At 41.6% G+C, this 12,116-nt stretch carries 12 protein-coding genes; 8 read left to right on the forward strand and 4 right to left on the reverse strand.

Annotated elements, in window-relative coordinates; all coding sequences use genetic code 11:
* A partial coding sequence (locus tag JCM10512_RS20425) for a helicase-like domain-containing protein (RefSeq protein WP_044165726.1) occupies positions 1-2,172 on the forward strand: 2,172 nt, incomplete at its 5' end.
* Positions 2,173-2,259: 87 nt separating this feature from the next.
* Here JCM10512_RS20425 and JCM10512_RS24980 read toward each other — a convergent pair.
* From JCM10512_RS24980 to JCM10512_RS20440, 4 genes are all read right to left on the reverse strand, one after another.
* Entirely contained in the window at positions 2,260-2,541 is a 282-nt protein-coding gene (locus tag JCM10512_RS24980) for an ATP-binding protein (RefSeq protein WP_081741567.1), read from the reverse strand.
* Between the two features lie 92 nt (positions 2,542-2,633).
* Entirely contained in the window at positions 2,634-3,347 is a 714-nt protein-coding gene (locus JCM10512_RS20430) for a helix-turn-helix domain-containing protein (RefSeq protein ID WP_158332249.1), read from the reverse strand.
* A gap of 218 nt (positions 3,348-3,565) precedes the next feature.
* Positions 3,566-3,883 carry a helix-turn-helix domain-containing protein gene (locus JCM10512_RS20435; protein ID WP_044165729.1) on the reverse strand — a complete coding sequence of 106 codons (318 nt, stop codon included), beginning with the start codon at positions 3,881-3,883 and terminating at the stop codon, positions 3,566-3,568.
* 2 nt (positions 3,884-3,885) lie between these two features.
* Positions 3,886-4,221: a helix-turn-helix domain-containing protein gene (locus tag JCM10512_RS20440; RefSeq protein WP_044165731.1), complete on the reverse strand. Its 336-nt coding sequence runs from the start codon at positions 4,219-4,221 to the stop codon at positions 3,886-3,888.
* Positions 4,222-4,941: 720 nt separating this feature from the next.
* Here JCM10512_RS20440 and JCM10512_RS20445 point away from each other — a divergent pair.
* From JCM10512_RS20445 to JCM10512_RS20475, 7 genes are all read left to right on the forward strand, one after another.
* On the forward strand, positions 4,942-5,472 hold the full coding sequence (locus JCM10512_RS20445; protein WP_044165733.1) for a dihydrofolate reductase family protein: 531 nt from the start codon (positions 4,942-4,944) through the stop codon (positions 5,470-5,472).
* A gap of 106 nt (positions 5,473-5,578) precedes the next feature.
* The gene (locus JCM10512_RS20450) at positions 5,579-6,604 is read left to right on the forward strand and encodes a sensor histidine kinase (protein WP_044165735.1); all 1,026 of its coding nucleotides are present in this window, start codon (positions 5,579-5,581) and stop codon (positions 6,602-6,604) included.
* Positions 6,601-7,356, forward strand: a complete 756-nt coding sequence (locus JCM10512_RS20455) for a LytR/AlgR family response regulator transcription factor (RefSeq protein WP_044165737.1) — start codon at positions 6,601-6,603, stop codon at positions 7,354-7,356. The genes JCM10512_RS20450 and JCM10512_RS20455 overlap by 4 nt, the downstream gene beginning before the upstream one ends.
* Before the next feature lie 217 nt (positions 7,357-7,573).
* Positions 7,574-8,455, forward strand: coding sequence for a DUF6268 family outer membrane beta-barrel protein (locus JCM10512_RS20460; protein WP_244437394.1), 882 nt, complete (start codon positions 7,574-7,576; stop codon positions 8,453-8,455).
* A 47-nt stretch (positions 8,456-8,502) separates the two neighbouring features.
* Complete coding sequence (locus tag JCM10512_RS20465; protein ID WP_158332250.1) at positions 8,503-9,789, forward strand: TolC family protein; 1,287 nt, start codon at positions 8,503-8,505, stop codon at positions 9,787-9,789.
* Between the two features lie 2 nt (positions 9,790-9,791).
* Positions 9,792-10,850 carry an efflux RND transporter periplasmic adaptor subunit gene (locus JCM10512_RS20470; RefSeq protein ID WP_044165740.1) on the forward strand — a complete coding sequence of 353 codons (1,059 nt, stop codon included), beginning with the start codon at positions 9,792-9,794 and terminating at the stop codon, positions 10,848-10,850.
* Between the two features lie 3 nt (positions 10,851-10,853).
* A partial coding sequence (locus JCM10512_RS20475) for an efflux RND transporter permease subunit (protein ID WP_044165742.1) occupies positions 10,854-12,116 on the forward strand: 1,263 nt, incomplete at its 3' end.

Here is a 12,116-nt window from a genome sequence, read left to right on the forward strand (position 1 = left end):
TCCGAAAGTTTGGATTTATCGCACAAATTTAAGAACCTTACATTCAATACCCGTCATGACCGGGTGGCTGGCCTCGGAAATCCCGAAGGCTCGCAAAGAGCGCTGAATATGCTATTTGCCATCCGCACCATTCAGGAACGAACGGGGCGCGATTTGGGCGCTACCTTCCTTTCAGGTACAACCATATCTAATTCATTGACGGAATTATACCTGTTGTTTAAATATCTCCGTCCGCAGGAGATGGAACGCCAGAACCTCAAAACCTTTGATGCGTGGGCAGCCGTTTTCGCCAAGAAATCCATTGATTACGAGTTTTCGGTAACGAATGAGATTGTGCAGAAAGAACGCTTCCGTTATTTTATCAAAGTGCCGGAGCTGGCGGCTTTCTATTCGGAAATAACGGATTTCCGTACCGCCGCCGATATTGGTATAGACCGACCGGAGAAAAACGAGATACTGCACAACATACCGCCAACGCCCGACCAGACGGCATTTATCGACCGTCTGGTGCAGTTTGCCAAAACCGGAGATGGGGAACTGTTGTTCCGGGGTAAACTGACCGATAGGGAAGATAAGGCAAAGATGCTGATTGCTACGGACTATGCCCGTAAAATGTCGCTCGATATGCGTATGGTCGATCCGACCCGTTTCGGCGACCATGTGGACAATAAAGCCAGTCATTGCGCCCGGATGATTGCCGACTATTATTATAAATACGACCGGCATAAGGGTACGCAGTTCGTCTTTTCCGACCTCAGCACGTACAAAGCCGGAGAATGGAACGTATATAGTGAGGTAAAACGTAAGTTGGTCGAAGACCACGGCATTCCCGCCCATGAGGTGCGCTTTATTCAGGAAGCCGCCAGCAGCGAGAGTATGCGAAAACGCATGATAGGGGAAATGCAGGAGGGCAGAATACGTGTCATGTTCGGCTCGACCGAAATGCTCGGAACGGGCGTAAACGCACAGAAAAAGTGTGTTGCTATTCATCATCTTGACTGCCCTTGGCGGCCGTCAGACCTGACCCAGCGCGATGGACGAGGTATCCGTACAGGTAATGAAGTCGCCAAATACTACGCTGATAATAAGGTCGATGTTATCCTTTATGCGGTTGAGAAATCGTTGGATGCCTATAAATTCGGGTTGCTCCATAACAAACAGCTTTTTATCCAACAACTAAAGTCCAACAATATGGGCGCACGTACTATCGACGAGGGTGCAATGGATGAGAAAACAGGCATGAACTTTTCAGAATATGTGGCAATCCTTTCCGGCAATACGGAATTGTTGGAAAAAGCCCGTCTGGAAAAGAAAATCACTACGCTGGAAAGCGAACGGCAGGCATTCGTGCGGGGCAAATCATCCAGCCGTTACAAGTTGGATGATATTTTGGAAAAAGTGGAGAAGAACAGCGGTTTGATAGAACGCATCGGCAAAGATTTGGAGAATTTCAAAAGTCGGGTGCAACTTAATGAGGATGGCTCGTATAAGAATCCGATCCAACTGGATGGCGTTCAGGGTGGTGATATTAAATTTATCGGCAAACACCTGAACCACATTGCCGATACCGCCCGCACAGTAAATGAGTTTGACAAGATTGGCAGCCTGTACGGTTTCGACCTGCTTGTTAAAAGCGAAACATCCATGAAAGACGGCTTTGATATGGTGCAAAACCGTTTCTATGTTCGGGGCGAGGGCGATTACCTGTATCAGTATAACTATGGCAATCTGGCTACCGACCCACGTCTGGCAGCACAGAATTTTATAAACGCTCTGGGAACTATTGAGCCGACGTTGGAAAAGTTTCAGCAGGAGAACGAAAAACTGACGAAGGATATTCCCATTCTCCGGGAGGTGGTGGATAGTACATGGCGCAAAGAGCCGGAATTATCTATCCTAAGAAGCGAATTAACGGACTTAGACCGGAAGATACAGCTTTCCCTTAAACCGATAGAAGAAAACGAAGGACAGCCCGTAAATGAGGTTACAGCCGATAAAAAGCAATCTCCGGAAGATAACAGGCAGCCCTTGCAGACTAACAGCGGACAGCCTTACATTCCCGCACGACTTCGGGAGATAGCCGACAACTCCGGTGGACGTTTCGTTATTGGAACAGTAGGCAGTAGCCCACCCAAAGTCGAAAATCCTGCGCCAAAAGGAATTAAGTTATAAAGGAAGAGAAGTTGTCGGAAAATTTAAGCTGAACCCCAAAAGTTTATCTCTAACTTTTGGGGTGTAGTTCAAAATTGAGCGCTATAGCTATTTCCTATTTACTAATTCCAAAGCATTAAATTTGCATGCAATAATACAATCTCTGCATGCGGTACATTTTTGGGGATTCTTTAAAACAACACGCCGTCCCTCCTCATTATCCAAAATTTCCAATGCCTTATGACGGCATTTTTTTATGCAAGCCCGGCATCCTGAACAATTATCATCAATAACATGTATGACTTTGCTTTTTGCACGTTTATTTCTAAAGTAGCTGAGGATAATAATGAGTAAAACTACACTCGCTATAATAATTATATATTTAGTCATTCTCTTACAAGTAATTTATAACGTATTTTGTACCTGCAAAATTAGGATATAATCACCTGCCGGAAAATAGAGAAATAAAGGAATAAGTTGGACTATTCGTGGAATTTGCATCTGAAAGTGCCGGGCGGCATTCCGACTGTTTTTGAAAACAGTCGGGAAAAATAGGTGTGGTCTTCATAGCCTAACCTGAATGCGATCTCTTTCACATCAAGGTCTGTATAATAAAGTAGACGCTTGGCTTCTAATGTAACCTGTTGATGTATCCAATGACTAACAGTAAAGCCTGTAACACTTTTGACAGATTCGTTCAGATGCGAAAGCGAGTAGTTCAGCATTTTAGCATACTCGGAGGGACTTTTTGTCGATTTATAATTTTCTGTCAGCAATCTTTTGAATCGGTGAGCTATCCATGCCGACCGTGATTTATTATGCAATGTGTTTTCTTTTTGACTGGCGTATTGTTCGGCAATAACCCCAATAAAGACATTCGCCAAACTTAGAATAACATCTTTGCCGAATATAGTTGGCTCTGCCTGTATCACGGAATGGAGCAATCTGGCAGTTTCCCCCATTTTTGCCATAGCAGAGGTGTCCAATGCGAGTGGTTTTTGTGTTGCAAATTGTCCCTCAAACAGGCTCTTGTAACCATTCCCGACCAACATAGGATCAATAGCCAAAAAACAACCTCTTGCGACTGAAATTGAAGTCGCAAAATGTACTTGCCCGGGGCAAACATATAAAACAGATTTTTTTTGCAGTTCCAATTCTTCAAAATCCACTGTAAACAAAGCTGATGCATCATCCATAAACAAGAACATATAATAATCATCCCGATGAAGTACATTCTTACTCACTTCATCATGATTTCGTCATGTTCATCTTTAACTTCTATATAATTGAATTCCAATCCGAGTGGAGATTGACTCTCCATTCGATGAACCGGAATGACTTCTCGTTCAGTCTGCATAGTCATACTTTTTATTCTTGGGAGCAAAGATACGTTCTTAAAATGAATTTTTATTTTTTACTTATTCCCTTTCTTATTCATATTCCGAAAACTACTGAAATGTTTTTCTATAAACCGTATAACATCAGATTCCTTATAATAGGTTTTGTGGTATATCATCTGAAAGGGCAGTTCACAGGAAGAACGGTAGCGTTGCAGGGTGCGCTTGCTCACGTTCAACATCTGGCAGAGGTCGAAATTGTCCAGCAGCATATCGCCATCGGGAAGGAGTGTCCTATTTTGCACAGGTGCGGGCGAATGCATCTTTTCGAGCTTATCAAAACGCTCCATGATACGCCGCATCCAGCCATCGAAATGTTCCTTATCTATATACATGGTCAATCTTTAGGCAAAGTCATCAATCCTTTGGCGGCCAGTTCGTCCAACGAATCGCCACTGCGCAGGATGCGTTTTTCTTCCAGCAGTCGCTTTATCTCCGAAATGGCATAATAAGTTTTCCTGCCTACCAGCGAATAGGTGATTACTCCGTTGCTGCGATAACGTTGCAGGGTGCGTTTACTGATTTTCAGGTAGGCACAGACCACCTCGTTATCCAGCCAGATTTCCTGTAAGGGAGGTTGCTTCGGTTCCTTTTGATAGATATATTTTTCAATGGTCTCTATCCTGTCCATAAGCGCCTGAAATGCTCCCGATTTCATAATTACTATTCCCATAATCCTTTGTTTTATTGATACATGACAAAGGTCGGCAGGATAAATTACCTGTATTCACAAGTTTAGTACACTATTTTTTGACTTTTTTATTTTCTGCTGATTATAGGGTTTTTATTGTATCGGGAAAAGTTGTTTTTCTGCATGGTATTCCGATAGATGATTGGGTATCTCTTTTTCTTGGCACTATCATAAATACCAATTATACAGATAATTATCCAAGTGATTTGCATGACTGTTTTTCGGCAATAAATTCAGAAGCAGATAAAAATGTTCATTAAAGGCAAAAAATAGGTTATTCAGTATGATAAAATCAGAAATACCCAATTGGGTAATTATAATATTTAAACCTTATTTCTTTTGGAAGAATTGTTCAGGTTATAAGTAATTGGTGCTAAATGTATCATGCACTAAAATTTGACTTGAAAGGACTTTATTATCTTAAACATATTTGTACCTTTGCACCAGAAGATTAGAATAATAGCGGATTAATTCCGTTAGATATAACATAACGTTCGCATAACGTCTCGTCACGAAAACTGGTAATTTTCAAAAAGAAGTGAGACAGATGCGCAATGTTCATGCTATACGAAAGTATGGCGTGGACTTGCCTGTTTTCTTCTTTGGGCATACCAGTGACGGAGCAGTGTGAGTTCCACGTATTCTTTTTTGCGTATTACTCCGGCGAACATAACAAGAGTAAATAACGCAAATATTATCAAGATGAAAAAGATTATCCTTTACATCGCCGTGTCTATTGACGGACGAATCGCCGAACCAGACGGTGGTATCGAGTGGCTTTCGGAATTTCCCATTACTAAAGAAATGAATTACGGTTATAAAGAGTTTATGGCTTCGATTGATACTATTATTATGGGCGGTCGTTCTTGGCGTGAATTGTCGAACATGGACGCGATGGGTGCGTATGCCAACAAAGCAGTCTATGTAGTTTCCCGCCACGATTGGGGTGAGAAAGGAAACATTAAATTCATTACGGAAAATGTGATTGGACGCATTGTCGATTTGCGTAATGAAACGGGAAAGGACATTTGGCTATTTGGTGGTGGCGAGTTAGTTTCTATGCTGCTGGCTGCCGATTTGGTGGACAAAATGCGGATAGCCTATATTCCTGTTGTTCTTGGTAAAGGAGTTCCTTTATTTCCTGAACAACCTAAAGAATCAAAATGGGAATTAATAGAAAGTAAAAACTATTCTTCCGGTATTATAATGGTCGAATATCAAAAGAAAGAATAACCCCATTTTTTGTGAAAAACTTAAATTCATTCCCCAAATAATGAAGTTCATCAGAAAAATCAGGAGATTTACCCTAAATATCCTGCGAAAAATCTACTTTTGAACCATGATACAGATTAAAAAGATAAATATAAAACATGCGCTTATTTTTCTGTTTGCCACACTGCTTTATGCTTTGTGCCAAATGCTTTTCAGCGCTATTATGATGAAAGAAGATTTAGGGGATAAATTTCTGATTCAGTTGTTATCTCACTATGTCGTAATCTTTACCATGTGTATCGCAGATTACATATTATTACTATTCCTGAATAAATATATACCCTATTCCAAAAACATATTATTCCGTATCATAGCGGACTTTGTGGGGGTAATCGTAATATGCCTGATTGTATTAGGTATGTTTAATTACCTGATATACGATGTACTTCTTATTTCAAAAGATGGACTGCCTTCTTTCCTTGTCAAATTTGCATTTGGAATGACAAACAATATTCCTATCCTGTTGGCTTTTGAACTGATCTGGTATTTTCAGTCTGAACAAAAAGCCATAGCCGATTCCGAAAAAGCAAAACGTGAAGCATTGCTGTTCGAGCATGAAACATTAAGGGCACAGATAAATCCCCATTTCCTGTTCAACTCACTCAACGTGCTGTCGTCATTAATATATATGAATCCGAACAATGCGAACAAATTTACCAAAGCCTTGTCAAAGACCTATCGGTATGTGCTTTCCCTAAATAGGCGACCGATGGTTTCTGTTGAGGAAGATTTGGATGCGCTGGAATCATATATCTTCCTGATGGAGATGCGGTTTGAGAACTCTTTTACTTTCACGGTAAACAAAACGTGCGCCAGTGAAAAGAAGATGATTATTCCGCTTACCCTGCAATTACTGATAGAAAACGTATTCAAGCACAATGTAGCAACCGAAGAAATGCCATTGGATATAAAAATTACTATCGGAAGAGAATACATTACAGTGGAGAACAATATCCAGCCCTCGAATGATGTGGATAAAGGCGGAATCGGGTTGAAATATCTCACAAAGCAATATAAATTATATGCCCAAGATGTAGTTGTCGAGCATACACCCCAAATGTTTATTGTAAAAATCCCCTATATACAGCTATGAAGTACCTGATAGTAGAAGATGAGCGGTTTGCATACGAAGAATTAAAACGTATGATGACAGAACTTCGTCCCGATTATTCGTTGGAAAAGCGGACAAAAACAGTCATAGATACCATTGCGTTTCTGAAAACGTCTGCTGTCGATCTGATCTTGTTGGATATACGACTTGCAGATGGCAACTGCTTCGAGATATTCAATCATGTAGAAGTTTCCACGCCTGTGATATTTACCACCGCTTACGATGAGCATGCTATCAAAGCATTCAAGTTGAACAGTATTGATTACCTGTTAAAACCTTTTGATGAGAAGGAATTAGAAGCGGCATTAACCAAATTTGAGAATATCTTCCATAATAATTCTCACAAAACCGACCCTAAGAATTTTGAGCAGTTATTAGCCACCAAAAACAAAAACCGTTTCTTAATATCAAAAGGAGACAATTATCATTATATAGAAACGGCGGATATTGCTCATTTTTACAGTGAAGAAGGGGTTGTATTCCTACATACTTTTCACAATAAACGGTATATCATCAATTACACGTTAGACCAATTAGAACAGCAGCTTGATAGCCGTATGTTTTTCCGTGTATCGCGTAATTGTATCGGCAATGTGAAGTCAATCGAGAATGTTGCCAAATACTTTAACAGTCGCTTGAAACTCTCCTTCCAACCTGCCTGTCCACACGAGGTCTTAGTCAGCCGTGTACGTGTGCCCGACTTCCTAAAATGGATGGATGGGATTCTGGAATAACCCCAAAATAACTATTCTTCTTTTTGAATAGGGTATGGAAAAATTCCATGCCCTTTTTTCTGCATTTCACTTTGTCGATTCTTAACTCTATGGTTTCTCGCTTTCAGCATTGCGCTATTCATCGTTCCTTTGCTGAAAAATTAAACGAGTATAAACACATAAAATTAAAAATCATGAAGTTAGCATCATTGTTCTTAGTAGTATTGGGAACCCTTCTATGTCTGGAAGGGAAAGCACAACAATTATCGTTCAAAACCGAATATCTCGGAAATTCCGGTTATTATTTCCTGCCTCCCGGCGAAAAGCAAGAGAAAAAATAGGCGATGCCAAAGGTTCTGCCGTAGTTTATCAGGGAGCGTTCAATATGCCCCTATCCGTGAAACTGAATGAGAACAATCGTCCGACTGCTTGGGGGATTGGTCTTGGCGGGTCGTACACTTCGTTGAACAACAAAAATTTCACGGACGATATGGTTTCCGAAATCATGAATTTACAGGTAGGGCTTTACCACTTACGACCGTTAAACGACAAATGGTCGATGCGGGCAAGTGCGGGCGTGGCGGTACTCGCTCCTTCGGCCGATCTTTCTAAAATCAGGTTCAAGCACGTACTTGGAAGCGGCGGAATTATCTTCATCCGCCACCTGAAACCCAATCTATCTATTGGCGGCGGTGTGGCTATCAATAGTTCATTGGGTTATCCGATGATATTCCCTGCCGTGTATCTTAATTGGGAACTTGATGGGAAGTTCGATATGAATGTAGAGCTGGTCGAAGGTTTGGACGTATCAGCAGGTTATAGTTTCAACGATTGGTTTAAACTATCGTATGCTTTAGAAATGAATGGACAGGCAGCTTTGCTTGAAAAGGACGGCAAAGATGTCATATTCTCCCACCAATATATCGTTACGGGGTTTCGTCCCGAAATAAAGGTTGGCAAAACCGGATTATCCATGACTGCTATGGCAGGGCTAAACCTGTTCCGTCCGGCTTCTTACAGCGACCGAACTTTGAAGGGAGTGTTTGCAGCGGATAATGATTATTATTTCGCTGTTTCCCCATACGTGTCTCTCGGAATCAAATACAATTTCGGGAAATGAGGACGATTCAGGTTTTGTTTGCCCTATTGATAACAGGCAATAGTGTCATGGCGCAAAATTCAAATGAGAAGTTTACGCTTGGGCAATGCCTCGACTTTGCCATCAATAACAGCTATGCCGCGCATAGGGCAAATCTCGATGTCAGTGAGGCTGGTTATCAGATAAACGAAGCCCGGTCGAATGTGTTGCCGCAGATAAACGCTTCGGGTGGTTTCGACCATAGTTTGGTTTTACCCACAACGATGTTGCCCGGCGAACTTATCGGCGAGAGCGGAATGCAAATCCCTGTTCAGATGGGTTCAAAGAACGAATTGGATTTTGGCGTTTCCGTTGAACAAATAATCTTTTCGCCCACCTTATTTACGGGGATTAAGATAGCCAAGAACAATCAGGAACTTCAAAGTCTTCGGGCAGCTATGACAAGAGAAGAAGTTATTTTCGATGTAAGCAATGCCTTCTATGACATTCTTAACAGTATGCAGGAATTGGAAAACATTCATTATATGGTATCCATGCAGGATTCGCTTTATCGGCTAATGGAAAAGCGAGTGGAAGAAAACGTAACGAGGGAAGTCGATTTGAACCGTATTAAAGTAAACCTGACCAATTTACGGGCAAGAGGTAAAAATATGGGAAACGTCATATTGCAGCAGAAACGTTATCTGCAAATCCTAATCGGTATTCCCATTGAAGATGCTTTTGATGTGGACGATTCGGAAGTTCAAAACATTGGTCTATCCGAACTTCGAGGCTATTCACAGCCGCAAAACAGGATAGAACTCGACGTATTGAACAAACAAAAAGAAATGTTGGAACTTGAAATCCATAGTCATAAAATGGAGTATATGCCAACATTGTCGGCAATAGCCTCTGCCGGGTATCAATTCCAATCAAACAGGCTTAATCTCACAAGAGATCCCTGGTATAGTTCTGCCGTTGTCGGTGTTCGCTTGTCAATTCCAATTTTTGACGGTTTCGGCAAGCGAAATCGGATACGACAGAAACAAACACAACTGCAAGGATTGGATTGGGATATTCGGGAAACGCAGCAAACCCTGTCAGCCAATTACCTGAACGCGAAAAATCAAATGGAAGTAATCTACGAATTGGTACAGGTGCAATCCGAGAACCTGAAGCTGGCCGAGAAAGTATATAGCCAGACAATGGCATTGTACACCGAAGGTTTGGCGAGTATAACAGACCTCCTTGAAACGGAAACCTCTCTGCATGAAGTAAAAATAGCCTATACCACAGAACTCATCCGCTACAAAAAGACAGAAATAGATTTGTTGAAAGCAAGTGGTACACTTAAATACTTATTAAGTAACAATTAAGAATGAAATCAAAAATAGTAACCCCAATTATAGTAACTGTTTCCATCGTCGGCCTTATCGCATGGAAGCTGGTCGATAATAAACAAACCATTGACCGGAATGCCGAATTATCATTGACCGTAAATACAGTAGTTCCCGTCATGGTTGAGAAACCCCAATATATTGATTTGAGCGAAAAAATAAGCGTGAACGGTCGTATTGATTCGGAAAACGAGGTGGCTGTTTATTCAAAGACGCAGGGTATTGTTATAAGAAAACACAAAAAGGCAGGCGATGTTGTCAGCCGGAGAACCGTGATCGCACAACTTGAAAACAACGTAATACGGGAAAATCTGCGGCTTTCCGAATTGGATCTAGCGAAAGCGAAAAAAGATGTGGAGCGTTTCCAAAATCTCGCTTCCATAGGTGCGGTAACGGTACGGGAACTGGAAGATGCCCAAATTACCCTACGCAGTATCGAGAGCAGAATAACCGACTTACAAGACCAGTTATGTAATACGACCATTACCTCCCCCGCTTCCGGGGTCATTAACAAAGATTATTTCGAGGAAGGGACGTTGCTTTCCGTTGGCAGTAGTGTTATTGATATTGTGGATAATAAAGCATTGAGAATGTATGCCAACGTAACGGAAAAAGAAGTATTGAAGCTAAAAACAGGCATGGAAGCGGTCATTACGACAGACGTATATCCCGGCAGCACATTTACAGGCAGAATTGAGGCTATTTCTCCTAAAAGCAACGACCAATACTATTATTCGGTCGAATTGGTATTGAATCATCAGGGGCTAAGGCCCGGTATGTTCGCCACCGCTATTTTTAATGTGGACGGGAACAACCGCAATACTCCCGTAGTAAGCCGGGAAGCGATTGTAGGCGGCATGAAAGACCCGCAGGTATTTGTGATAAGGGATTCTAAAGCCTATAAAGTAGCCGTACAGGTTGGCATTTCGGACGGAGAATATATTGAAATAACCGATGGTATATCGCCCGATGATGTCGTTGTAAAAAGCGGACAAATCAATTTGATTGACGGTACAGAGGTATCCATTCTAAACTTATAAAACATGAACATCATAAAAATGTCAATCACTCGTCCGACTACTGTTGTCGTGATGTTTGTTATACTCGCTTTTTTCGGCGTTTATTCTTTGACACAGCTTAACAGGGAATTAATGCCCCGCATGGAGTTTGACGTTATTTCCGTCAGCACCCTATATCCGGGAGCCGGAGCCAGTGAAGTGGAAAATTCCGTAACCAAAAAGATAGAAGATGCCGTCTCTTCTATCGAAGGAATTGAAGAAATTACCTCTACCTCAATAGAGAACTTCTCTTTGGTAACTATCCGGTTAAAGGCTGGGAGTGATTTGGATAAAGCCCTTCAAAATGCACAGCGAAAGGTAAATGCCATACGTTCCGACCTGCCGGAGAGCGTGAAAGAACCCTCTATAAATGATTTTAGCCTCGCGGATATTCCCATTATGACAATCGGAGCAGTCGCAAATATGAGCGAAACAGAATTTTATGACCTCATCGACCACGAAATAAAACCTGCTTTGGAGAGAATACCGGGGGTGGCACAGGTTACACTTATCGGTGGGAATGAACGTGAAATACAGGTAAATATCAATGAGGAAAGAATGGCGGCATACGGGCTTTCCATTCTCGACATTAGTAATGTATTGATTAACTCTAACCTTGATTTTCCTACGGGAAAGATTAAAAGCGACAATAAACAAACGCAAATTCGTTTACAGGGGAAATATAGCAGCCTTGCTGATATTGAGAATGTGATATTGAAGTATATGCCTGATCGAACAGCCGTAAAAGTGAAGGATGTTGCGGACGTACACGACGGAAGCAAGGAGATCGAAACCCTTAGCCGGATAAATGGAATACCGTCTATTGGTATTACAGTACAACGTTCTACCGATGCCAATACCGTAGAAATATCCGAAACTACACGGGGGATACTGGATGCCTTAGAATCAGAATATGAAGCCTCCGGGTTAGATTTTATGATAGCGGCTGATAATGCCGAATTTACATTAGAAGCCTCCAACTCCGTGATGATCGACCTTGTAATAGCTATCATTCTGGTAGCCTTTACAATGCTACTATTTTTGTGTAGTGTGCGAAATTCCATTATTGTTTCCATAGCCATTCCGCTATCGCTCGTTTCCACGTTCATTGTCATGTATCTGCTCGGTTTCAGCCTTAACCTGATGTCATTGTTGGCGATAACGCTGGTGGTCGGCATTTTGGTAGATGATGCCATTGTCGTTATCGAGAATATCCACCGTCACATGGAAATGGGGAAAAACAGGATG

It is taken from the genome of Bacteroides reticulotermitis JCM 10512 (genome assembly GCF_000517545.1).
In the GTDB taxonomy this organism is placed as follows: domain Bacteria; phylum Bacteroidota; class Bacteroidia; order Bacteroidales; family Bacteroidaceae; genus Bacteroides; species Bacteroides reticulotermitis.

Excerpts from the sequence above, each read along its gene's own strand:
- JCM10512_RS20445 (WP_044165733.1), top strand. The coding sequence starts at position 4,942 with ATGAAAAAGATTATCCTTTACATCGCCGTGTCTATTGACGGACGAATC.
- JCM10512_RS20430 (WP_158332249.1), bottom strand. The coding sequence starts at position 3,347 with ATGGATGATGCATCAGCTTTGTTTACAGTGGATTTTGAAGAATTGGAA.
- JCM10512_RS20465 (WP_158332250.1), top strand. The coding sequence starts at position 8,503 with ATGGCGCAAAATTCAAATGAGAAGTTTACGCTTGGGCAATGCCTCGAC.
- JCM10512_RS20460 (WP_244437394.1), top strand. The coding sequence starts at position 7,574 with ATGTCTGGAAGGGAAAGCACAACAATTATCGTTCAAAACCGAATATCT.
- JCM10512_RS24980 (WP_081741567.1), bottom strand. The coding sequence starts at position 2,541 with ATGACTAAATATATAATTATTATAGCGAGTGTAGTTTTACTCATTATT.
- JCM10512_RS20470 (WP_044165740.1), top strand. The coding sequence starts at position 9,792 with ATGAAATCAAAAATAGTAACCCCAATTATAGTAACTGTTTCCATCGTC.
- JCM10512_RS20455 (WP_044165737.1), top strand. The coding sequence starts at position 6,601 with ATGAAGTACCTGATAGTAGAAGATGAGCGGTTTGCATACGAAGAATTA.
- JCM10512_RS20450 (WP_044165735.1), top strand. The coding sequence starts at position 5,579 with ATGATACAGATTAAAAAGATAAATATAAAACATGCGCTTATTTTTCTG.
- JCM10512_RS20435 (WP_044165729.1), bottom strand. The coding sequence starts at position 3,883 with ATGTATATAGATAAGGAACATTTCGATGGCTGGATGCGGCGTATCATG.
- JCM10512_RS20440 (WP_044165731.1), bottom strand. The coding sequence starts at position 4,221 with ATGGGAATAGTAATTATGAAATCGGGAGCATTTCAGGCGCTTATGGAC.